This window comes from Microcoleus asticus IPMA8 (assembly GCF_013179805.1).
GTDB classification, from domain to species: domain Bacteria; phylum Cyanobacteriota; class Cyanobacteriia; order Cyanobacteriales; family Microcoleaceae; genus Microcoleus; species Microcoleus asticus.
This window is the reverse complement of record NZ_SRRZ01000119.1, coordinates 1-24,398: the sequence shown is the minus strand read 5'-3', so window position 1 is coordinate 24,398 and position 24,398 is coordinate 1. Positions and strand designations below refer to the sequence as shown.

At 44.9% G+C, this 24,398-nt stretch carries 17 protein-coding genes; 10 read left to right on the top strand and 7 right to left on the bottom strand.

What is annotated here, in order from left to right; genetic code table 11:
• Positions 1-367: 367 nt before the first annotated feature.
• On the bottom strand, positions 368-2,689 hold the full coding sequence (locus E5S67_RS25085) for an NACHT domain-containing protein (protein ID WP_172191122.1): 2,322 nt from the start codon (positions 2,687-2,689) through the stop codon (positions 368-370).
• 236 nt (positions 2,690-2,925) lie between these two features.
• On the opposite strand from E5S67_RS25085, the gene E5S67_RS25080 reads away from it, so the two are divergent.
• The 4 genes from E5S67_RS25080 to E5S67_RS25065 all read left to right on the top strand — a co-directional run bounded on the left by E5S67_RS25080 (position 2,926) and on the right by E5S67_RS25065 (position 7,118).
• Complete coding sequence (locus E5S67_RS25080) at positions 2,926-3,579, top strand: exonuclease (protein ID WP_172191121.1); 654 nt, start codon at positions 2,926-2,928, stop codon at positions 3,577-3,579.
• Between the two features lie 243 nt (positions 3,580-3,822).
• Positions 3,823-5,481: an ABC transporter substrate-binding protein gene (locus tag E5S67_RS25075; protein WP_172191120.1), complete on the top strand. Its 1,659-nt coding sequence runs from the start codon at positions 3,823-3,825 to the stop codon at positions 5,479-5,481.
• Between the two features lie 65 nt (positions 5,482-5,546).
• Positions 5,547-6,098: an AAA family ATPase gene (locus E5S67_RS25070; RefSeq protein WP_172191119.1), complete on the top strand. Its 552-nt coding sequence runs from the start codon at positions 5,547-5,549 to the stop codon at positions 6,096-6,098.
• A gap of 9 nt (positions 6,099-6,107) precedes the next feature.
• Positions 6,108-7,118: an ABC transporter permease gene (locus E5S67_RS25065; RefSeq protein WP_172191117.1), complete on the top strand. Its 1,011-nt coding sequence runs from the start codon at positions 6,108-6,110 to the stop codon at positions 7,116-7,118.
• A gap of 11 nt (positions 7,119-7,129) precedes the next feature.
• Here E5S67_RS25065 and E5S67_RS25060 read toward each other — a convergent pair whose 3' ends face one another.
• Entirely contained in the window at positions 7,130-7,540 is a 411-nt protein-coding gene (locus E5S67_RS25060) for a hypothetical protein (RefSeq protein WP_172191115.1), read from the bottom strand.
• Positions 7,541-8,110: 570 nt separating this feature from the next.
• On the opposite strand from E5S67_RS25060, the gene E5S67_RS25055 reads away from it, so the two are divergent.
• The 5 genes from E5S67_RS25055 (at position 8,111) to E5S67_RS25035 (ending at position 16,441) form a co-directional block, all read left to right on the top strand.
• Positions 8,111-9,979, top strand: a complete 1,869-nt coding sequence (locus tag E5S67_RS25055) for an efflux RND transporter periplasmic adaptor subunit (protein WP_172191113.1) — start codon at positions 8,111-8,113, stop codon at positions 9,977-9,979.
• 257 nt (positions 9,980-10,236) lie between these two features.
• The gene (locus E5S67_RS25050) at positions 10,237-11,454 is read left to right on the top strand and encodes an ABC transporter permease (RefSeq protein ID WP_172191111.1); all 1,218 of its coding nucleotides are present in this window, start codon (positions 10,237-10,239) and stop codon (positions 11,452-11,454) included.
• Positions 11,455-11,777: 323 nt separating this feature from the next.
• Positions 11,778-13,085 carry an NF041680 family putative transposase gene (locus E5S67_RS25045; RefSeq protein ID WP_172191109.1) on the top strand — a complete coding sequence of 436 codons (1,308 nt, stop codon included), beginning with the start codon at positions 11,778-11,780 and terminating at the stop codon, positions 13,083-13,085.
• An 84-nt stretch (positions 13,086-13,169) separates the two neighbouring features.
• On the top strand, positions 13,170-14,390 hold the full coding sequence (locus tag E5S67_RS25040) for an ABC transporter permease (protein WP_172191107.1): 1,221 nt from the start codon (positions 13,170-13,172) through the stop codon (positions 14,388-14,390).
• A 323-nt stretch (positions 14,391-14,713) separates the two neighbouring features.
• Positions 14,714-16,441, top strand: coding sequence for a phosphatase PAP2 family protein (locus tag E5S67_RS25035; RefSeq protein WP_172191105.1), 1,728 nt, complete (start codon positions 14,714-14,716; stop codon positions 16,439-16,441).
• Between the two features lie 110 nt (positions 16,442-16,551).
• Here the strand turns inward: E5S67_RS25035 and E5S67_RS25030 are convergent, their stop codons facing one another.
• Positions 16,552-19,614: a glycerol-3-phosphate acyltransferase gene (locus tag E5S67_RS25030; protein ID WP_172191103.1), complete on the bottom strand. Its 3,063-nt coding sequence runs from the start codon at positions 19,612-19,614 to the stop codon at positions 16,552-16,554.
• Positions 19,615-19,825: 211 nt separating this feature from the next.
• Between E5S67_RS25030 and psb35 the strand changes: the two genes are divergently transcribed.
• Positions 19,826-20,038: a photosystem II assembly protein Psb35 gene (psb35, locus tag E5S67_RS25025; protein ID WP_172191125.1), complete on the top strand. Its 213-nt coding sequence runs from the start codon at positions 19,826-19,828 to the stop codon at positions 20,036-20,038.
• Between the two features lie 506 nt (positions 20,039-20,544).
• Here the strand turns inward: psb35 and E5S67_RS25020 are convergent.
• The 4 genes from E5S67_RS25020 to E5S67_RS25005 form a co-directional block, all read right to left on the bottom strand.
• Positions 20,545-20,898, bottom strand: coding sequence for a slr1659 superfamily regulator (locus tag E5S67_RS25020; RefSeq protein WP_172191101.1), 354 nt, complete (start codon positions 20,896-20,898; stop codon positions 20,545-20,547).
• Positions 20,899-21,657: 759 nt separating this feature from the next.
• Positions 21,658-23,394 carry a PP2C family protein-serine/threonine phosphatase gene (locus E5S67_RS32685; RefSeq protein ID WP_216670705.1) on the bottom strand — a complete coding sequence of 579 codons (1,737 nt, stop codon included), beginning with the start codon at positions 23,392-23,394 and terminating at the stop codon, positions 21,658-21,660.
• On the bottom strand, positions 23,315-23,719 hold the full coding sequence (locus tag E5S67_RS34875; protein ID WP_172191099.1) for an MHYT domain-containing protein: 405 nt from the start codon (positions 23,717-23,719) through the stop codon (positions 23,315-23,317). The genes E5S67_RS32685 and E5S67_RS34875 overlap by 80 nt, the downstream gene beginning before the upstream one ends.
• 306 nt (positions 23,720-24,025) lie before the next feature.
• Complete coding sequence (locus E5S67_RS25005) at positions 24,026-24,316, bottom strand: PP2C family protein-serine/threonine phosphatase (protein WP_339382715.1); 291 nt, start codon at positions 24,314-24,316, stop codon at positions 24,026-24,028.
• Between the last annotated feature and the right edge of the window lie 82 nt (positions 24,317-24,398).

The window sequence follows — 24,398 nt, the reverse complement described above, 5'->3', positions numbered from 1 at the left end:
CTATTATCCCCGCTACTATTCCCAAGTGGTCTAAATTTACGATATTTATCCCTGATAATGGCTGGTTCATGATTTTTAGAGTTGCTTTACATCAGAAATCTATTATACACTAAAAACTCCCAAACAATTGCCGTGCAATCGTTTGGGAGTTTATTGTTGCCGAATCTATCTTCCTTTACCTCTGCTTGAATATCTGCGGAATGTGGGTTTTATGATCTCTCAATAGGGGACAAGTGAAGAATATATTTAGATTCTGTTTGGTTTTAATTGCGAGCCTTCAAGCAGATTAGTTACACTGGCTGATCTTGGTTGACTTAATCTACATATCTGGAAGATATTCTCAATACACGGACGAGAGTCGGTGCTTTTACTTCCACTTTTTAACTTCATATTTTGGTAATAACAATGTTTCTTCAATCTCTTCGCGCACTTCAGGAGATACATTACAACCGCTATTTAGACAATCTATCAGCAGCTTATTGGCATCGTAATACTGCTGTAAGAGTTGCTTTTGTGAGTCGTTAAACAGCCAGTTATGGCCAATATTGCGATATTTTATAATCAAACTTCTGAATTTTTCACTCCAAAGTTGACCATTTTCTGCTTGCCACTTATCAAATAAAATACTATCTTTCCAATCAGGTATTTCCGCTTCAAGTTTTTGCAATGATTGGCACAGATTAAAATCAAACTCAAAGTCAGGGGTAACAAAGTCAGTATCGATACAGTCGTTAATGGCATGAGCGAGAGTGGCACACAGACAGAAATCGAGATGGAAATCAACAGGAGAGGTGTTAAAATTTTCGTGGAAAGATATTAAATTATAATCAACCTTAAAGGCAAGGTTTAGAGAGCAATCAAGATCGGGCGAATGAGTGGAGGCCGGAGCCACAGCTAGATCGAAGTAGAAGGCTCGGATTGCTGCTCTTTTAAACGGAAGTTGAATTAAGCAAGATTTTTGATTTATCCAATACAAAAAATGTTGTAACTTTTCATCATGCACTAAAAGTACATCAATTGCCTGCTTCATAAAAAACAACATACAGTCTGCAGTTGCTAACATTTCAACCACTAAAAAAAACACTTCCCGCCAGCGTTTATCAGTAATGTTATTAATCAGAATTTGCCAAGCCTGTTGCTTTGGTATGTATGAATTACAAGTGATTGCAATTTTTTGGGCTATAAAATACTCTTGAAAAGTCAAGTGAGAAAAAGAATAGATTTTATGCGCCCGTTCCACCAATAACCCATGTTGCGCCTCAATTGATTTTAGCACCGCTTCACTATCCAGTTGCAACGCCTCCGGGTTGTTTTGAGCATCGGGCAGATTGCGGATGTAATCAGAAATGTACTGTTCTAGCTGTTTCTGTTTAAAGAAATAGTCTCCCTGCTGAAATGTCGTTAGAGCAATTTGACTGAGTAAATCTTTCTTGTACTGCAATGAAAGATTTTTATAAACCAGCTCTCGCTCAATCTTTCGCGTTTCATCCCATCTTCTCAGCAGAATATCTACTCCTTCTTCATAAAGATCTGAACGTAAGCCGGGAAATTTGGCGGATTCTTCAAACACCAAACATAACAGCGTTAGCAATAACGGATTTGTTGCCAGTTCTCGAATCCGGTTGTTTTCCCTAAGCTGTTGAATAAATTCCTCTGCTTTCGCTGATTCCTTAGCTTGAAACCATTTTCGGGCAAAGGTGGCTATCTGTTTGTCATCAAAATCTGCGACTTCAACCTCTGTAAACTTCTCAAAAGTATAATCTTTTGCTGCAATCCGGCAAGTTATTACAAAGTGATTCGTGCGAAACTTGTCAGAAAAATCGCGAACTTGCTTGATAACACGGTTGTTATCCTCATCTTTTACTTCATCTAAACCATCGAGTAAAACCAGTGTCTTACCGTGCTTGAAAAGGACAGCTATTTGGTCAGCAGAAACATCACAATCATAAAAAATTTGGGTGATGTATTCCAGTAAGCTCGGTTTTCCTTCTGTTTCTGCAAACTGCTTGAGCGTGATAAAAACAGAAAGGCGATGAGCTTGGAATTTACCTCGATCGCACTGAATTGCTAAATGCTTCAAAAATGTAGTTTTTCCTGAACCGGGCTTACCCAACACCATTAATTTTGAGTATTTCTCAACCGCTTCTCGTCCTAACATTCGTTTATCAGTTACTCTGCCCAGTCCGAAGCGATCGAAGTTTTCTGAATTACAGTCTTGCAACAGTTCATCAATTTCGCGTCGCCGATGACTGGTAATTTTTTCCAGAATATTGACGTTGGTGTAAAGGTCACTTACGTCAATGGGTTGTGACATGGTGAGCGATCGCATTGTACCGCATTGGTCTTGAATCATCTCGCGGCACTTCTCGCGTACCTCTTCTATCAAGTCATTTAACTCATCCTCTGACAGATTAGAAGTTGAAGAGTCACAAGCCTTACATTTACGATATTCAGCAGTCAGAAAATTGAGCAAGCGACCATATTTACCGGGGCCTTTACCGTTGATACTAAACTTTTTGTAAACGTGGCTCATGCGAGTGGTAAGCGCACTGTTGGTGATATGGAGTTCTGTTGCTATATCCAACTCTGTCTTGTTACTGCTAAACCAGATTACAAAAGCATCCTTTTGCTCTGGCGAAAGCGCATACTTACGAGCCATCTCAATTAAAAATTCACGCGGCAGCGTCATTGACTAACCTCTCTTTTACCTGAAAGCGAGTCCAGTATCTTCTATCTAGCCTTAAGTCACAGTTAGGGCTGCTCTTATATTACTTATTCTGGAGCAAAAATGCTATTCAATAGCAGGCTGAAACTGAAAATTGTAGATATGTCAGCCTAAGTCAGGCTAAGTCAGCCTCAATGTGAGAGATATCTCCAAAGCTAAATTGCGAAATTGAATTTAGCAATTTTTGGGAGATTCTTATCATGAAAAGAACCAGGGCTAATGGACGGTTTGACTACCAAGATGAAAATGGGATTCTGCTACCAGCAGTTACCACGATACTTAAGGCTACACAGCCGATTGAGTCTGTAGCTGCTCTTTCTAATTGGCGCAAGAAAGTAGGGAACGCAGAAGCAAATCGCATTGCTGCAACCAGCCGTCGCCGGGGAGAACTATTGCATCAGTGGGTTAAGGATTATTTGCAAGGGTTATCTCCCACTGCTTCCAGCCTAATTCAGCCCTATTGTTATAGCGTTCAGTCCGTACTGGAGAAACTTAGCGATGTCCAGTTGGTGGAGACAGTTGTGCCAAATTATGTGGAAGGATACGCCGGAAAAGTTGATTTAGTTGACCGTTATCAAGGTGTTCCCTGCACTATTGAGTGGACGACTGCTGAAGAACCTAAACTGCGAGTAGAAAAACTCTACGACAAGCCTTTACAGTTAGTTGCTTATGGTGGGGCAATTAATCGATGCTATGGTGAGACTCTGTTTGGTAATAAAATTGTTAATGCTTTGATTGTTGTGGCTCTTCCCGATGAAGATGCGGAAATATTTGTGTTGGAACGCGAACAATTGCTGGAATACTGGCAGAAGTGGTTGAAACGCCTAAAGTTTTTTGGAGAAAAAGCTGCTTGATAGGTTCAGAAATAGTTAGGATAGAACTGGAGTTGGCCTGTTCTATCCCTCACTATTTTTAGGGTCTTGTTTTTGGGCGGATGCTGTGGCTTAGCCGCTAGTGCTTGTGACAGTTGCGTAAGTCCTGATAGAATTTATTAAATTAACCGCAGAGAGCGCAGAGCTCGCACAGGGAAGAGCCGGGGAGAATTACCATTTTATTATTACATGAGTACAATTTACTATTAAACAGGAGCTATTGAGATGAGATTGTTAAAATCCTGGCGTTTAGTTTTATTAGGTTTAGTTTTTGGGATGGCTGTAATTCTCTCAAATTGCAGCACTACTTCAAACACGGTTAGCAATAACTCTCCAACTCCGACAACTCCTGCCGCAGTACCACCGGGAGCTTTAGTCTACGGTGCGGGGGGTCAGCCGGTCAATCTGGAACCGGGAAATATTACGGATGGCAATTCGGTGATTGTTATTGACCAAATTTACAATCGCTTGACTGATTTCAAACCGGGAACTGTGGAACTTGAGCCGAGTCTCGCTACTGAATGGTCAAGTTCTACAGATAGCAAAACTTGGACTTTTAAATTGCGTTCCGGGGTCAAATTTCACGACGGCACAAATTTTGATGCGGAAGCTGTTAAGTTTAATGTGGATCGCTGGTGGGATGCGAAAAATCCTAACGGTTATCGAGAATCTGGCAAGACATATCAAATTTGGAAAGATTTTTTTGGTGGCTTTAAGGGAGATAAAACTTCCCTGGTAAAAGATGTGGCAGTTGTTGATAAGTCTACAATTAAGTTTGTTTTAAATCAACCTTTTGCTGCTTTTCCCTCGGCGATAGGTTCCGGTTATTTCGGGATGGCAAGTCCGGCGGCGGTGAAAAAAGCGGGTGCTAAATACGGCACTCCGGGGTCGCTGGCGGTGGGTACGGGGCCTTTTGTGTTTCAGGAATGGCGATCGGGCGATCGCATTGTTTTGGATAAAAATCCAAATTATTGGAAAACTGGCACGCCAAAAGCCAATCAATTGGTAATTCGTTTTGTTGACGATCCGGCGGCGAGATTGGCTCAATTGAGAGCGGGTCAACTTGATTTTACTGTGGATTTAACCCCGGATCAATTGAAAGAGGTTCAAGCAGATACTAATTTAGAAACTGTTGTACGACCTTCTTTTAATGTCGGTTATTTAGCCTTAAATCCCAGTTACGAACCTTTATCCAAACCGGAAGTCAGGCGGGCGATCGCCCAAACAATTAACAAGCCAGCAATAGTCAAAGCTTTCTGGGGAGAACTCGGAAAACATGATTCGCAATTTATCCCGCCTGCGCTGAATTGGGCCGAGTCCGATCGAGTGAAAGATTATGAATTTAACCCGCAGCAAGCTAAAGCAATGCTCGCGAAAGCCGGTTATCCGAACGGTTTTGATTTGGATTTGTGGTATATGCCAGTCAGCCGTCCCTATTTTCCCACGCCGAAGCCGATCGCTGAGGCATTTGCGGCGGATTTGAGCGCGATCGGGATTCGGGTAAAATTGCTGACAAAGGATTGGTCTGCTTATTTAGCCGATCGGCTAAAACCTCCCGGCTTTCAAGCTTTTATGATGGGTTGGATTGGAGATTACGGCGATCCAGACAATTTTTATTATCCTCACTTCGGGCCTGGTTCCACGGGGGATTTGGGAAATTGGAAAAATCCGAAAGTTCTGGAACTTTTGGATCGGGGGAGGGCGAGTGGGGATAAAGCAACTAGGGCGAAAATTTATGCGGAAGTTAGCGAGATTTTGCATGGGGAAGCTGTGCGTTTGCCGATCGTACATTCGCAGCCGCTTTTAGGGAAACGCAAGAATATTCAAGGTTGGATTCCGAGTCCTTTGGGGTCGGAGTCTTTTGAGGAAATAAGCAAAAATTGAGAGTTTAGATCGACACACCTCTCCGGGGTTATCATACTTTACATGAATTTACCTTAACAAACAGTATGGAGAGCAGTCAGCAACCTGCAAATCATCAGCCACAAATTATTTTGATTACCGGGAACATGGCTGCCGGAAAATCAAGTGTGGCGCAATCACTTGCCGAACGGTTGCCCAAAAGTGTCCACCTTCGCGGCGATATCTTTCGTCGCATGATGGTGAATGGACAGGCGGAAATGGCGTTAAATTTGTCAGCAGAGGCATATCAGCAGCTTCAACTGCGGTATCACCTGGCAGCAATGGCAGCGCGACACTATCTCCAGGCTGGTTTTACGGTCGTTTATCAAGACATCATCATTGGTTCGGCACTGGCTGAGGTACTTGCCACTTTCCACGATGTGCCGTTGTCCGCGATCGTTCTGTGTCCGAAGGCAGAAGTTGTAGCGGCACGGGATGCAGCAAGATCGAAGACCGGATATGCCAACGAAACAATGGTTTATGCCTTCGATCGCATTCTTCGTACCGAAACTCCTCGCCTTGGCTACTGGCTGGATTCAACCAATCTAACGGTAGAAGAAACGGTCGATCGGATTTTGGAAAATTTGCAAGGTGAATGAGATCAACTGATGTTTCAATATATTGTTAAACGTTTGCTGGGACTCTTGCCAGTCCTTTTCGGAATCACTCTGCTAGTATTTATATTTTTGCATTTGATACCGGGAGACCCAGCTACAGTGCTTTTGGGAGAACGGGGAACTCCCGAACAGGTCGAAGTTTTGAGAGCGAGATTAGGTTTGAATCAGCCTTTACCTTTGCAATATTTGGCTTTTTTATGGAGTTTGCTCCGCTTTGATTTGGGAAATAGCATTATTAGCGGTATCCCGATAATTGATGAAATTAGAAGTCGCTGGCCTGCTACTTTTGAATTGTCTGTGGTGGCGATGTTGGTGGCACTTGTTATCGGAATTCCGGCGGGGATTTTGGCTGCTGTTCGGAAAAATAGCTGGCTGGACAATTTCGCGATGAGCGGTTCGTTAATTGGCGTATCTTTGCCGGTGTATTGGTTGGGATTGATGTTGATTTATTTGTTTGCTGTTTATCTGAAATGGCTGCCTCCAAGCGGGCGGATTAGTGTAGATTTGGGATTCGGTTTTAAGTCAATTACGGGTGTTTATGTTTTGGATTCTTTGCTGAGGTGGGATTTTGTTGCTTTACGGGATGCGATCGCCCATTTAATCCTGCCAGCTTTGACTTTAGGAACTATTCCTCTGGCTATTATAGCTCGCATCACTCGTTCTGCGATGCTGGAAGTGCTTTCTCAAGATTACATCCGCACTGCAAGGGCGAAGGGATTGCCGGAATATTGGGTGATTTTGAAACACGCTTTAAAAAATGCGTTTTTGCCGATCGTCACAACTATCGGTTTACAGTTCGGCACTCTTTTAGGTGGCGCTATTCTGACTGAAACGATTTTCTCGTGGCCGGGAATTGGTTCTTGGATTTACACTGGTATTCTGACGCGGGATTACCCAATTGTCCAAGGAGGAGTAATTTTTGTGGCTGTAACTTTTGTACTGATTAATCTGGCGGTTGATATTTCCTATGCTTTTTTCGATCCGAGAATTCAGTACCGTTAATGAAAAGGAAATCAGACACGAAATGCTTGTTTAACATCCGGCCGCAACAGGTAGTAAATGCTAGCCGCTGCAAAACCCAAAGTTAAAAAATTGACGGCTGTACCGCCGCTACCCAACATTTTGACAATTTGCGCGATGGTGGCGATGATGTGGACAATTAACGTTCCTGTCCAAGCCCATTTTTTTAGTTGAAACAAACCCCAAGCTAAGAGTAAGGAGAGGAGGCCTAAAATAAAACTGAGCGCCGCAAAAATTGCAATGAAGCTGCCGATTACAGTGCCAACTTTCGCCCCGCCGACTGCCGCACCGAGACCGCCAAAAAGGCCGGCAAAAAGTAAGATGAACAAGCCGTCAAGGAGGCTGAATACACCGCTAATTAGCTGCAAAATTGCCAAAACTGTAACGCTTTGAGGACGATTCATTGTTTTGATTTTCCATTTTTAACGGATTTGAAAAATATTTTAACCTGTTGTGGTCACAGGGCGGATATGGATTCAGGATTTACGCACCGCTGCCTGTGAAACCGGGTTTCTGCGCGGATTCTTAGCCGGCAAACCTGTTATTTTTCGCAGAAGCCGGGTTTATGAGAGTAAGCGTCTTAATATTGTGCCATTATGAGCTTAGCACTGGCAGAGTCCGCTGCGATCGCTAACGCGAGTTCGCAATGACCTAATGACGGTCGATCGCCCGCTGCCCGATCCGCCTTTGTCGCTGGTGAGAAGCGCGCTTCTAGATCCCAAAAATGATATTATTTACTAAAATATATTTTTATTTGCCAGCAGCCGGGAGCGATTCTGTTTAGACCCACCTCTTTTAGCTGAAAAAACTTAACATTATTTAACAAGTTGCAAAGATTAGCTATAATTGTTTACAGGTGCTGGTTGGGGAACTTTTTTAAGTTCACCCGATCGGATGAGTCTGAAAGACGATGCCAAGCATCAGCAAAAATTTTACCTTTAAGGTAATCCTGAGATTAAATTAGGTGAGTCGGTATGATCGTTAGCCCTAAAAAGGAAACTGCTCAGGTCAAGGTGGAAGATACTCAGACTGTAGACACCAAGGCCGCAGAGACCAAAATTGCAGATAAAAAAACCGCCCAAAAGCAGTCTCCGAAGAAACCGGCGCGCAAACCGCAGCGGTGGGCGATTGGGTTGGTTGCAGCCGGGTTGCTAGCTGTACCGACCACTATATATGTAGCAAAAAGTCGATCGCAGCCCAAAGTAGATGCGATCGCCACTATGACAGTGCCGGTGGAAGCGCAAAACCTCACGGTGCGGATCACGTCCAGCGGCACGGTGCAGCCGGTACAGCGTGTGAATCTCAGCCCCAAAGGCTCGGGGCGCATAGCAGAATTGTTTGTAGAACAGGGCGATAAAGTCGAAGCAGGACAAATCGTTGCTCGCATGGAAAGCCGCGATGTAGAAGCTCAACTAGCTCAAGCTAAAGCCCGCGAAGCCAGCGTGCGAGCAAAACTCGCCCAAATCGAAGCCGGGAATCGATCGGAAGACATCGCCAGCGCCCGAGCGCGCTTAGAGCAAGCCGAGGCCAGTCTCGCGCAACTCCAAGCCGGCAGCCGCGTTGAAGAAGTTGCAGGAGCCAGAGCCCGCTTGCAGCAAACTCAAGCTGGCTTGCAGCGACTGCGAGCCGGCAGCCGCGTTGAAGAAGTCAGCCAAGCGCGAGCTCGTTTAGCCCAAGCTCAAGCTCGTTTAGCAGATGCTCAAACTGGCAGTGTCAAACAAGAAATTGCCCAAGCACAAACGCAAATTGACTCAAGTAAAGCCCAAGCCGAACTAACCGCTCAACGGGTGGAACGCAATCGCCCGCTAGTGGAAGAAGGTGCTCTGGCTAAAGATAAACTCGATGAACTGATCAAAGAAAATCGCACTGCCCAAGCTAAATTAATAGAATCCCAAAGACGCCTGCAACAACTGCAAGAAAATCGGCTGTCGCAAATTCAGCAACTGCAAGCTGCTGTGCAAGTCGAGCAGCAAGCATTGAACCAATTGCAAAACGGCACGCGATCGGAAGAAATTGCCCAAGCCGAAGCAGAAGTGGCCGAAGCTAAAAGCAAATTAGCGCAAGTAGAAAACGGCAACCGTCCAGAAGAAATCGCCAAAGCCGAAGCAGCAGTTGCTGAAGCTAGAAGCCAATTGACCGCACAAGAAAACGGTTCTCGCCCCGAAGAAATAGCTCAAGCTCAAGCTGAATTAGCCGAAGCTCAAGCTCAAGTCCGCTTTCAAGAAGTGCAGTTAGAAGATACGAAAGTTCGCGCACCTTTTGCTGGAATTATTACCCAAAGATATGCCATCCAAGGAGCTTTTGTAACACCCGCAACTTCGGCCTCGGAAGCTACTTCGGCAACTTCGACATCGATTGTCGCTTTAGCTAGAGATGTGGAAGTTTTGGCGAAAGTCCCGGAGGCTGATATCAGTCAGATTAAACCGGGTCAAGAAGTTGAAATAGTCGCCGATGCTTATCCAGATAAAGTGTTTAAAGGCCGCGTTAAGTTAATTGCGCCGGAAGCTGTAAAGGAACGGGATGTGACGCTATTTCAAGTGCGAGTTGCGATCGATACGGGCAAAGAGTCGCTGCAATCGGGGATGAATGTAGATTTGAGATTTGTCGGTCAAAAGCTGAGCAATGCTTTAGTTGTGCCTACGGTAGCAATTGTCACTAATAAAGGTCAAACCGGTGTGCTAGTTCCCGATGAGAAACAACAGCCGAAGTTTAAGCCTGTTACGGTTGGATCGACTATTGGCAACAAGATTCAGATTTTAGAGGGTGCAAAAGCGGGCGATCGCGTTTTTACCGAACTTCCTCAAGGTAAAAAGCTGGAGGATATTATCAAGAATCAGAAATAGGGCATGGGACATAGGGCATGGGGCATTATTGAGATCGATCGCTCTAGGGTGTTTTCAAAGCCGGAGATCCCCCCTAACCCCCCTTAATAAGGGGGGGACAAGAGTATTCAAAGTCCCCCTTATTAAGAGGGATTTACGGATATCGAGACTCGACTACAAGTGAGATTTATTATGAGTTTAAATATTAAGTTGACACGAATAATCCCAATCCCAAATCCCCAATCTAAAATCTAAAATCTAAAATCTAAAATCGAATTATGGATATTGTTGAAAGCGTCAAAATGGCTGTCACAACTTTGATGGCCAACAAGCTTCGCAGCACCTTGACGATGTTAGGAATTATCATCGGCAATGCTTCGGTCATTTCGATGATCGGTATCGGGGAAGGAGCTCAAACATTTATCGAGGGACAAGTTAACTCTCTGGGTTCAAACTTGCTATTTATTATTCCCGGAAGTCCTGAAGCGCAAAGCCGCCCGGTGATTCCGCCCCAGACTTTAGTAGTGGAAGATGCAGAGGCGATCGCATCTCAAGTTCCTTCTGTCCAAGAAGTCGCACCAACTCTCAATGACAGCCAACTCGTTACCTACCGCAACAAAAATGTCTCATCTTCGATTGTGGGAACTACCCCAGAATTTCTGACAGTCAGAAGCTTTGATGTTGGTCAAGGTCGTTTTTTAAGCAAATTAGATTTAGAAAGAGAAGAAAATGTAGTAGCTTTAGGTTCAGAAGCAGCAGAACAATTATTTGGCAATACACAGCCAGTTGGTCAATACATTCGCATCAAAAACTCGACTTTTCAAGTAATTGGGGTCATGCAGGCAAAAGGTTCTAGTTTTGGCGACAATCAAGATATGAACGTTTATTTACCGCTGACAACAATGGCAAATCGGATCGTAGGTAGATCGTCTCCCTACGGTACAAAAGTAACATTTATTTCGGTTGCCATCAAGGATGAAACTATGATGCAAGCTGCGCAATTTCAAATAGAAAATTTGCTGAGATTGCGTCATAAAATTACTAAAGAGGATGATTTTACTGTTCGCAACCAGAAAGATTTGATGAATACTTTGGGTAGTATTACTGGTGCTTTGACGTTGATGTTGGCTTTCGTGGCGGCAATTTCGCTGTTTGTCGGCGGCATCGGGATTATGAATATCATGCTGGTTTCTGTTACCGAACGTACCAAAGAAATTGGATTGAGAAAGGCGATCGGAGCTTCTCAGCAAGATATCCTAATTCAGTTTATGATCGAGTCTGTGATTTTGTCAGCAGCAGGCGGGGCGATCGGTACTGGATTCGGTATCGGCGGCGTGCTTTTAGTCGCTGCTTTTACTCCTCTGCAAGCTAGTGTTTCCCTAGTGGCGATCGCACTTGCAGTAGGTGTTTCGGGCAGTATCGGCTTATTTTTCGGCATCGTACCTGCAAAACAAGCTGCTAAATTAGACCCGATCGTGGCATTGAGAAGTGCTTAATTAGTTGGTTGACGGTTGACGGTTGACTGTTGACTGTTGACGGTTGACTGTTGATTGTTATAAAAATAACTCATAACAAAGTATTGGAGTTTAGACTAAGCAGGTTAAAAAGTGCGATCACTGTGAGAGTAGGGAACAGTTCTCAACAACGGCAATGGTCGCTGGCGACAAGCTATCAGACTCAACCATAAGATAGATATCAGCGAGCGTTGAGGTTCTCCGAGACTTGCAACCAGAGAAAAAAACTGTCTGCGATAGTTTCAACAGACAGCATCAGGGTAGAAGATTGAGAATTCAGCTAAAAAATCTCAAATCTACCTGCAATGAAGTTAGAACAATTACGAGAATTTCGTCAACTTGCTTATCAATGTCTAGGTCATGCCAAAGATGCCACCTTTGAACTAGCAGACGCGGTAATGACGACGCGCCACGTCTCATGTTTAGGAGATTTAGCCCTAAATCCTTTATTTCGGCGTCAGTGGTCGAGTGTCTATGAAGCACTACAAGATTGTAGACCAGACCGAGCAAAATTGATGCAACTATACATCCACCAGATGTCTCAAGTTGAACGTCCAGTATTGGCGATCGATCATACAGCATGGTTGAGACCTCATGCACCTACCCTCAAAGAGCGCACCTACGAACATCAACCCACCGCCTTGCCTCATGGCATACCTGTTGGTATCGGTCAAGGTTATAGTACGATCGCGTGGATACCTTCGACCAGTGGCAGTTGGGCACTCCCATTAAGACACGAACGTATTACCAGTTGGGAAAACCCGATCACTAAAGGCGCTCAACAATTGGCACAAGTGTGTGAATATCTTCAGCATAGACCGATCGCTCTATTTGATAGTGAGTATGGATGTGCCCCTCTGGTAAAAGCAACCGCTGCGATCGCTGCTGATAAACTAATGCGTATTCGTTCTAATCGTTGCTTATGGTCAGCACCTTCATCCTATAGTGGTAGAGGACGACCGAAAATTCATGGAAATCAGTTTAAGCTTAATGACACTCAAAGCTGGTGGAAACCAGAACAAACACTGGAATCTCTTGAACCGAAACTCGGACGAATCAGATTGAGAAAATGGGATAACTTACATTTTCGAGGCAGTCCCAAACATCCGATGACTCTGATTTTAGTAGAACGCTTAGAAGCTATAACAGGTCAATTAAAAACTCAACCTTTGTGGTTAGTTTGGATTGGTCGCCAAATGCCACCTCTTACAGAAATTTGGCAACTATATCTACGTCGTTTTACCATCGAGCACTGGTATCGCTTAGCTAAACAAAGCTTGCATTGGACTGTACCGAAGTTGAGTACCCCTGAACAATGTCAACGATGGAGTGATTTGATGCCATTAGTCACCTGGCAATTATGGTTAGCTAAGGATTTAGTGAGAGAAATTCGTCTCCCCTGGCAAAAGTCTCTCTCTGAATTAACCCCTGGAAGGGTTGCACAATCAATGCTTCCACTTTTAATCAAGATTGGAACTCCCACTGTTCCTCCCAAACGCCGAGGAAATTCGACCGGATGGCAACCAGGAAAACCTCGCAGTCAAAGATGTCGCTATCCTGTGGTCAAAAAGGGTAAAGGTCGGTTCCAAAAATCACCAAAATCCATTAGTTAACCTGGGAATATCTCTCTAAATTCACCACAATTTCTACTCAGCTAACCCTGAGTCAATTTGTGCTTAGTCTAAACTCCAAAAAGTATGAATTTTATTGAAAGCGTCAAAATGGCCGGCCAAACCCTGCTAGCAAACAAAATTCGCAGCAGTTTAACAATGATCGGGATGATTGTCGGCAATGCCTCAGTAATTGCCATGATTGGCATTGGAGAAGGAGCTCAAAAATTTGTAGCAGGACAAGTTCAATCCCTTGGTACAAACGTATTAATCGTGAGGCCGGGAGTACCGAACGCTAGGCGAAGTACGATCTCAAGTGCGCCTCAAACTCTCGTACTGCCTGACGCTAAAGCGATCGCAACTCAAGTCCCCTCCGTTCAAGGCGTGTCAGCAGAACTTAACAGTTCCGAAATAGTTCGCTACAGCAACAAAAATGTTTCGGCTTTAATTTTTGGCACGATTCCAGAATTTCTAGAAGTCAGAAGCTTTGAAATGGCAAAAGGGCAGTTTTTGACCGAACTAGATGTTAAGCAAAGTAACCAAGTTGTGGTTCTCGGTTCAGAATTAGCGGAGAAACTTTTTGGCAATACAAATCCCTTGGGCGAACAGGTGCGTATCCAAAATGTCAGCCTCAAAGTAATTGGCGTATTGGCACCCAAAGGGACATCTTTTGGTACGAATTACGATAACTCAGCCGCAGTGCCGATTGCCACAATGGCCAACCGCATTGTCGGGCGGAAATCTCCCTACGGTTTAGCTGTTACCTCGATGTATATTTCTATTAAAGATGAGTTGCAAATGGACGCGGCGCAATTTCAGGTAGAAAACTTGCTGAGACTGCGGCACAAAGTTACCACCGAAGATGACTTTACAGTGAGAAATCAAAAAGATTTAATGGCAACAATGGGTGCGATTTCCGGGGCTCTAACACTTATGTTAACTGCTGTTGCCAGCATTTCCCTATTAGTAGGCGGCATTGGGATTATGAACATTATGCTGGTGTCCGTCAGCGAACGCACTCAGGAAATCGGACTCAGAAAGGCGATCGGAGCGTCCCAACAAGATATCTTATTTCAATTTATTGTCGAAGCTGTAATTTTATCCGCCGCCGGAGGGATAGTCGGTACTTGCGTAGGTATCGGCGGTATCTTGCTTGTAGGTAATTTCACGCCCTTGCAAGCTGGTATTTCGCCCGTGGCGATCGCCCTTGCTGTCAGTGTATCCGGTGCAGTCGGCCTCTTTTTCGGCGTTGTCCCCGCCCGCCAAGCCTCCAAACTCGACCCGATCGCAGCTTTGAGAAGTGCTTAATCAATATATACTTACTCAGTTACACAATCTGCGCCTTTTTTTATGCTGGTAAAAATTATCTGGCTCTAAATATTAAAAAAACTGTTTTTTTATAAAAAATTACCAACGTTGCAGTATCTAATGCAGTTTTAATATCTGTACTTTTACGCATATTCAAAGCGCAAAACTTCATAAAAAGCCCGTTAAATATGAAATAAAGCTTGGTTGTGGCGTTTACTTATCAACCAGAAAGTTTAATACTATTAAATCAGGGGTAAACACACCTAAGCATCTACAGACGTTACGAATCTTTGTGCTTTAATCAAAATATCCAATAAAGAAACATGGCATCCCTCACCCCTAGTCCTAAATTTGACTATCTTGAAGGAACCACCCAACCAGACAGATTTAACGGATTGGATGGCAACGACATAATTTATGCCAACAGCGGAGACGACTATATCGAAGGCGATGTAGGCAAAGACAAAATCTGCGGCGATCGAGGCAACGATACTATCACCGGCGGTGCAGACGACGACATCCTCTGGGGAGGCAAAGGCAGCGACCTAATTAATGGCGATTCCGGCAACGATATCATCTACGCGGGCGCAGGTAGCGATACCATCAGCGGCGGCACAGGCGATGATATATTTGCCATTGCTAAAGGCAGCGGAGGCCAAACTTTAGCCACAGCCGACTACATCGCCGACTTCGGCAACGGCAATGACAAAATTCGATTGCTAGACGGCCTGAGCTTTGAAGATTTAAACATCCAGCAAGGCATCGGCGCTAACAGCAACAGCACCTTAATTCAAGACAAACTCACGGGCGAATATTTAGCAGTATTGACCGGAGTCAACAGCAACACGATCGACCGCAACAACTTCACAAATCAGCTATCGGGAAACCCTGTCATTGAGTGGAACGGAGTCATGCTGAATGCAGTGCGGACAGGCAACACCGCGCCTCCCCTCGCCTCCCGCAACATGGCAATGGTTCACGCAGCCATTTACGATGCTGTTAACTCCATCAGCAAAAAATACACCCCTTACCTCGTGGAAATAGACCCACCCGCAGGTACATCAGCAGAAGCTGCCACCGCCGCAGCCGCCCACCGCGTCTTAGTCAGCGTCTACCCAGCGCAAGCAGCCACATTCAACGAAGCATACGCATCGTCTTTAGCTAAAATTACCGACGGCAAAGCCAAACAAGACGGGATTGCCCTCGGACAGCAAGTTGCCGACCAAATTATCAGTTCGCGGAGTACAGACGGCATCGCGAAAGTAGTGCAGTACACCCCCAAAACAGACCCCGGTAGTTGGGTGCCGACTCCCCCTGCCCTTGCCCCCGCCCTGGCGCCAGAGTGGGCAGAAGTTACTCCCTTTGCCATGACTAGCGGTTCTCAGTTCCGCCCGCCCGGCCCGCCCGCGCTTGACAGCGCCAAGTACGCAGAGGAAGTTAACTATGTCAAAGAAATCGGCAAAAGTGACAGCCTCACCCGGACTCCCGACCAAACAGCCATCGCCAAATTCTGGGCCAACGGCGCAGGTACGTTTACCCCTCCGGGTCACTGGAACCAAATCGCCCAAGATGCCTCGGCCCTGGCAGGTAACTCCCTGGAAGATAACGCCCGCTTGTTCGCCCTGCTGAATATTGCTGAAGCCGATGCAGCTATTAGTTGCTGGGATGCCAAGTATCAGTACAACTTTTGGCGGCCGGTTACAGCTATTCGGCAAGCTGACACGGACAACAATCCCAACACGACTGCCGACCCCCTGTGGACTCCGCTGATAACTACTCCGCCGTTCCCTGAGTACACGTCTGGCCACAGTACCTTTAGCGGTGCGGCAGATGCAGTGATGAGTTCTGTGTTTGGTTCGGATTTTGGCTTTGCAGATAGAGGAGACAGGACTGTCAACAGTTTGCGAACCTTTGAAAACTTCAGTCAAGCGGCCGACGAATCTGGCATTAGTCGCCTTTACGGAGGCATTCATTTCATGAGTGCTAACGTTAATGGTTTGAGTGCGGGTAGAAATGTCGGGAACTATGTTGTCCAGAATTTCTTAGTCTAAGAAAGTAGGACTCGAAGATACAGCAGATTCCACGTTTATGAAGCTAGCGGTAGGGACACGGCACTGCCGTGTCCCTACCTACAAACAAGTTTTTACATTTTTATTTCCATTTATTCGAGCAGTTCTACAGTGCCGAGATACCCGTCTACTCGGACTTTTTGACCGTCTCGCAAGCAAGTTGTAGCTTCAGAAATATTCATAACTGCGGGAATTTTGTACTCGCGAGCGATTATTGCTCCGTGAGACAATTGGCCGCCAACTTCGGCGATAATTGCTGTTGCTCCTAATAGCAGCGGTGCCCAACCTGCATCGGTGTAAGGAACTACTGCGATCGCATTTTCTCCTAAATCTGTGCTCGCGGTGCGGCAAATCTTGACAAAGCCTTCGACACGGCCAATACTTGCGGGAATTCCCTGGATGATATTAGTTGCGGATGTTGCAGGTTCGATCGACCTTTTTTGAGAATTTGGCAGCAAATTGCCGTAGACGACAGGGGGAATCGGACGATCGCGATCGGCTACCAGGCGATCGCGCCTTTGGCTAATTGTATCCTGAAAAGAAACACTCGCGCCGCTGCGAATCCACTGCTGAATTTCCCCAAATTCCAGATAAAAAATATCTCCGCTTTCCTGAAACACCTGCATTGCCAATCCGCAAGCTTCTATCTCTAAAAAAGTCCAGCGCAGGTGAGCCAACAACCGCGCGTAAATTTCGCTAATCTCGTTTTTGACTATCGCTCTTTCCTGACATTTATCTAGCCGCCACTTTTGCCCAAAAGTCAAGTCTAATTTCCGCTTTTCTACTAAATTAGTTTCGGGTTTTTGAGCCATACTTATTAGCAGCTTCTGGTAAATTTTCGGCTGTTCTCGCCAAGTAGGAACAGCTATATCAGTTCCCACTTCGCTCAAATATCCGTAAATATCAAGCCACTTTTCAAAATCAGCTTGTAAAGCAGGACTTTCGGCAAATATCTGTGCTAAATGTGCTACTGAAACAGTTTCTTGAGACTGCGAAACAGCAGCTTGGCGTAATTTCTGAGCCAACTGCTTTAAAGCTCGCACAGAAGCAATTTCAGGAGCGCTCTCATTGCCCAGCCATTCATCGGAAACGCGAAAAATTGCCTTGCGAATAGCCAGCCCGATCGGCCCTAATATATTGTAGTAAGTAATCGGTTTCAGCCACTCCTGAATTTGCTCAGCTCTCTCCAACACTTCCATTAAATATTGATCGTTGGGCATTGGGCATTGGGCATTGGGCATTAATATTTCTTCTTCGCTCGAACCTCTTCCTTCTTCCTTCTTCCCTCTTCCTTCTTCCTTATCCAAACTTTGGAGTGCCGGGAGGAAAATAGAAGTACGATCGACCTCAAAATCTGCATTAAGCGCCCTCTCCCGCTGCACCAGACGCCACAAACCAGGCAAATTTGGCAAAATCTTCCCCAAAGGCGGCTTGCCCATCTTTTGCCCTCTCAGCAAAAATTCCAAACCCTGCTCCGGCAATCCCATCATCCGAAAAATTTCGCCCAACAAAGTCGCATTAAAATAGGCGTGAGAACCCAGCAAAGTTGCAGTTTCATTAAAGTTTAAGCCGATCGCGCGATCGCCCAAAACCACCTGAAAAATCTCTCCCCAAACCCCGCAAGTCAGCGGCCGGTTAATCGACCAAGTTAACTGGCGAATTGCACCGGGAATCACTTCTGCTGCAATAGTGCGCGTCCAAAAAGGCTGCAAATTAGTAATCGGGCGGCTTTGCAAAATCCAAACTTTTTCCCCGTCCCAACTCCACTCAATATCCTGCGGGATTCCGTGAAAAAATGCTTCAATTGCTTGGGCTTGTTTCACCAATTCTGCTAAAATGGATTGAGCAATAATTGAGTTACTTTTAAGTTCAGTTAATTGTTTTTCTAATGATTCAGATTTACTAAAGTCAATTTCTAAATGAACCGGAGTACATTGGCCGCCGACCACAGATTCTGCTCCTCCCGGTAAAGCTTCTATAATTACCTGGGAACCACCATCTAAAGGATTGCGACTGAACATGACTCCCGCAAATTCGCTGTCAATATAAGGCTGAATTAATACAGCCATTTGGGTGTCGAGCAATTGTCGCTGTCGGCGGTAAGCCACAGCTTCGGAAGTCCAATAAGACTGGCGGCAGCGATTAATTGCATCGAGCAATTCTGCTTGAGTTGAAACAGGGCCAATGGTTTTATATTGTCCAGCCGCTGAACTAAGATCCCCGTCTTCTCCTGCAGCAGAAGAGCGAACAATTATGCGATCGGGGATTTTTGCTTTGATGTTTTGGATTAAAGCATCAGGAATTGATAAATGCTGGGCATTTCTCTTTGCCCCTCTTCCTTCTTCCTTCTTCCTTCTTCCTTCTTCCTTCTTCCTTCTTCCTTCTTCCTTCTTGGTTCCATCCGTTACATCCGTTACATAATCCGTTGCCGAACTTCCTTCTTCCTTCGATGAAAATATAAAACCAGCAGGTACGTTAAAACCGGCGCGTTTGAGTTGAGACAATTTAGCCGCTTTATCGCCGCAGATTGCAGCATCTAACGAGTCATCAAGAGAAAACAATTGATCTGATTTAGATAAAGCCATATCATCACCCTGACTGAAATTAATTGCTGCTAACAACAAAGCTAATCCTGCTGCTGCTAAAAATTCTGCCATTGATTGTCGCCACACCCAAACCCAGATAGGGGTGCACAGACACCCGCAACGGGAAGCAAAGAGTCTCGCCCGATCGCCCTCACCCCACCACCGCTGTGCCAAACCCCACACCAGCAGCCCCCAAATGCCCGATGAAACAGCCACCGGCGGCGAAAATACCAAAAGACCCCAAACAGCGTTGGTCACCCCTCCACCTCGGGCGATCGCATATCTGCCCGCAACTAGCGGAATTAACAGCGCGATCGCGATCCCAGGTGTATCCGGAAACCAAAATCGCCCCGCCAACACCGGCACAATACCCCTGGCAATTTCCGCCAACACCGCAGCAATTCCCGCTAATTTCCCCCCGTGAATGAAAGCTGCCGACACGCCCACATTCCCCGTGCCCAGCCCCCTCAAATCTCGGCGGCTAAACACTCGCACCGCCCATCCCGTTAGCGGTAAAGCACCCAGGCTGAAACTAGCAGCCAACAGCAATGCTATTGTCCCCAACGGCATAAAATCAGCTCTCCTATTTTCAACCTCTAACCATTATGGCGGCAATTCTGTCACTTTTTCTGTCTTCAGATATATCAACAAAACGGCATTAGCACTTAAGATAATGTAAAAGTAGAGTAGATAAGGATTTAGCCTAATGATAGATATCAGCTTGACCGCTCCCATGGCAGTTCTTGTTGCACCCATCAAGCGAGTAACGATCGATCTGCTGATGCAGCAGCCAGTGCCGGAATCAAGTGTCAGCTTGACCGCTCCAATAGCAGTTCTTGGTGTTGGCTTTGTTGCCGCAGTTACGATCGGCTCGATCGCCTGGTACAACTCCAAGCGCCCCCCCGGTTGGGAAGCCAAAGAACGCCCTGATTTTGTTCCGAAAGTTGATAAAGACGATTTGATTGCCGATGTTTCTGAGTCAAAGAAAAAATAGAACCAAGCTGTTTTAGAGCGAAAAAAGCTTTAAGAGGAATAGGAATTACCCTTGCATATCTATGCCGTAGGGTGCGCCTCTGCGCGCCTTACCCTATGTATAAAGGCTTTGACTGAGTAGTTTTAATTTACCAGAAAGCACTAATATCAAGAAAGGGAGCGATCGCTGGAGGGATGAGCGATCTATCCCTTTATTGACATTGATGCAAGATATCATTTCCAACAAAGTGCAAGCTGTTAGCTCGGGATTTAAATTCCGCAGGCACTGACTTCTAAGTGAAAAGCCTAAAAATACTGATTTTTTATTAAAAAGAGAAAAATTTTGGTAAATCTCATAATTTAGAAGAAATTGGACATCCTAATCTTAGCTGTTTTTGAAAAACAACCGAGCGATTTAATCATAGGAATTTAGACCTTGACTTGACTAAGACTTGCTCAACGTTGATAGAAAGGAAGGGGAGAATCTACACCATCAGCTAGTTGCAAGTTATGACTTTTAGGGATAGCCTACTCAATTTCCAACTTCAGTCCGGGCAACAATTTCTCTAGGTTTTTAAGAGATTTTCCTTGCCAGGGCATATCATTCGACCCCAAAACGACTAACTGAACTCCTTTCTTTTTTCGCATACTGAGAACAAATTTAGACAACATACTAATGCCAGAACTATTGACAAATGCCAAGTTTCTCAAGTCAATCGTCATTGTGTTGGGTTCAGACTCAGCCACTTCATTCAGTAAATTTGTGATAGGAGCGTACTCTGTAGGCCCACCAAGGCTAAGTTCACCTTTGAAGTAAACGCTTACAGAGTCAGGATCGAATTGAACAATATAGTCTTCACTTTTAACTTCTTGAGTTGCCACTATCGGTTCTATCCTTTCTTAATAACTTAATTTAGGTTCTGGAAAAAACTGGGAACTAGACTGGAACGAGTACCATTGTCGTGACTGCAATCATTTTAGGATTTTTTGGGACTATTTCAAATTTCCAGCCTAGCTTTGCTGAATAATCATTGAGCATTGTTAAAAAGCCTAAACCAGATGCTCCACTATTTTCCTATTCTTCACTTTTTTCTATCTGTTGCACCTAGAGTTTTTCTGGCTCGTAGAACAAAAGTTCCTGAATAAAACTCTGAAACTTATCAAGCCCTTCAGCACTCACACTATTTGTAGTGAAAAGCACGGCTGTAACGTCAGCTTCTTCAATAAAGTAAATTCCAAATTCAATCTTGAAATTAATTGCTTAATTATTAAATTTTAGAGCATTTCCCAACAGTTCATTGACCACATAATTAACGGCTGCTTTACTTTCGTTAAGTGCGTCGTTTCTGGGCTGGATCGTCCTCATCTACCGGGAAAAAATTGGAAAAGTAATCCGCCATAAAATTAGCCGATAGTCAATTACTACGCCAGCGCGTTTTAATTGAAAGTGAACTAGGGGTAAAGGTTAATTCCAAGGAATCCTGCGCAGGGGGAAAGCTTTCGACGAAATCTCCGAAGATTTGAGGCATGGCTAGTTAGATTCTCAATAACAAATTTTCTAATTTTATGACCATCAAGGTGATTATATCACAAATGTGTACTCACCCAGACGTTGATTTTTTCGAGGTATGGGCGATCGCTCTAAACCAATGCGGCTGCGTGAGGCTGTGACTTATTTTCTACCCCTAATTGGGTCCGCTTCACAACCAACAGCGTAATATCATCAAAGACTTTTTGAGTGCCGATATGTCGCCGTAAATCGTCAATCACCGCTTGCTTAATTTCTTGTGCCGATAAATGCCAGTTTTTGCTAATGACTTCACACATCTGCTCAACGCCATACTGTTTTTTCTTAATGTCTTTTGCTTCGGGAATACCATCAGTATATAGCACTATACCATCTCCTAGCTGTAGCTCAATTGAAATGTGACTGATGAACTTAGCAATGTCATCGTGGAGGGCAATGGGAAGACCTAAATCCATTGTGTCCATACGTTCAACCTGTCCACCGTTTCGCACGATGAGCGTTTCTTCATGTTGTCCGCTGATGCTGACCCATCCTTGGGAGTAATTTAAAATCGCTAGGGTAAGACTTTTCTCGGAATTCATGCGCTGCACGTTTTTGTAAAGAGTGCGGTTGAGCGCATCTAAGAACCGAACCGGATCAGTTTCGCGGATTTCCTTGAGGGTACGGACTGCCGTTTGCGCCATCAGCATCAGGATGCCACTTTCGAGTCCATGTCCAGTCACATCGCCGATGCCAAGAGTGACAACGCCATCGGTGTTCAAGACATCATAGTAGTCGCCGCCGACTTCATCGGCAGCCTCCATGTATCCAGCAATATCGAGTCCTTCAATTTCCAGTTCTTCAGGATTGGGCAGAATCATTTGCTGCATTTGACGCACGATATCCAATTCAGCACCCATGCGAAGATTCTCTTCCTTGAGTCTCTGGTTGAGGGTATCTAACTTTTGCGCGGAGTCTGCCAGTTGTTCTATGGCTTGTTCGAGTCGATCGGATTGTACCAAGATAGATTGGTCAAAAACATCAAGCAACTGCGTCAAAGTCGCTACTTGGGATTTAAGCTGCGCTAGCTCCTGCTCAGTGTTTCTTCTGAATATTTGCACATCGGCTGTAGCAGATTTATCTTTTTGAGCGAAGACAGCTCCTCGATCGAACCGCAGCAGTGCTGTCTTGACGTTCAGCGCCAGAGTGCTGAACATCTGAGCCGTGCTATGGGGAATCTGGACTTTCAAGAACATGATAATTGCAAACAGATTGCCCGAAGGCAATAGACCACCAAACCCCAACACAGACTTGATTCCGAAGGGAATCACAAAGGAGTCCTGGGAAGGAATATAGGGGTTGCCAATCGCTTCAGGCACATAGAAGACGTTGTATTTCCTCTGCTCGATTTCTACCAAAAGCTCCGGGTCAGGGTTGATAACTGTTTTTATATCTAAGCCGAGCTGTCTGATGAGTTGTGAGATCATCGGTATCTGAGCGACTACAGATTCGCTTGCCAGTGGAATAGCCTTGTGTCCAACGGATCTGTGTCTTGAGTTCCATTCCGTTTGTTCTCCTAGCGTTGCCAGTAGAGTCATGCACTTCATGGCAGGCAAAGGGGGATAGTGGTCCAACATACTACGGGCATACTCGGCAAGTTCGATTTCTAAGTCTTCATAAGGGTGAGTTTTAAACAAACGGACGAGGGCGCAGGATTTCTCACCAGTTGGCTTAGTACAGAAATTTTCGTAAAAATACCTAACAATTCTGTTACTCGCCTCTTCCATACTTTCAACCCCCAAGCCGAACTGGCGTAGAGCCAACCCGCATTCGGCCATGTCCCTTAAAGTGAATCTCGTCAAGTCGTACATCTGACTTCCTCATCGATTTGGAAATAACGGCAACTAAGACAGACAGTGCCACAATCCAGTAATTATGGTGCATTTCGGCACGTACTCGCATCGCAGCCATGCCCATATAATGCATACTTCCCATGCCAGATCCCATGAGAATACCGGGGATTAACAATGAGAACCTGTGTGCAAAACCTCGATGCAAGCTGTAGAAGGCGATACCAGATGCAATGACTGCGGCAAGCCAAAAGACAATCACAATGGGTAAATTGTAGGTGATCGATAGTGGCAGGTAATAAGCCAGCATTCCTATAAAGTGCATTGCCCAGATGCCCGTTCCCATTGTCAAAGAACCACCAATTAACCAACAACAGCGAATATTTTCACCGTTTTTTTATTCATTTTCCCGGTTAATTTTCAGGGTTATAGGAGGCAAAAACGGCAAAAATGATGGAAAAGATGACTATAAAAAAATCGTATTTAACAACAATAAATAGATTAGTTTCATAGGAATTTAGACTTTTAGTAGGGCTTGGAAGTTCTCTGGAGATTTAGCCTCTTGCGTGGTGCTGCATTTGAGGTATCGTACCACCTACTCGTAAATTTGACGGTTAATGCGATCGCCCCGACGACCATTTCCAGTTTAATGTCATAAGTTTATTTTTTCGAGGTATTGGCGATCGCTCTCAACCAATGCGGCTGCTTGAGGCTGTGACTTTTTTTCTACACCTAATTGGGTTTGCTTCACAACCAACAGCGTAATATCATCAAAGACTTTTTGAGTGCCGATATGTCCCCGTAAATCGTCAATCACTGCTTGCTTAATTTCTTGTGCCGATAAATGCCAGTTTTTGCTAATGACTTCACACATCTGCTCAACGCCATACTGTTTTTTGTTAATGTCTTTTGCTTCGGGAATACCATCGGTATATAAGCTGATACGCAGCTAGATTGTATAATATAAATATAAGATAAGCGAGCATTAGTTATAATGTATGCCAGCCAAAAACCATCTATCTCAA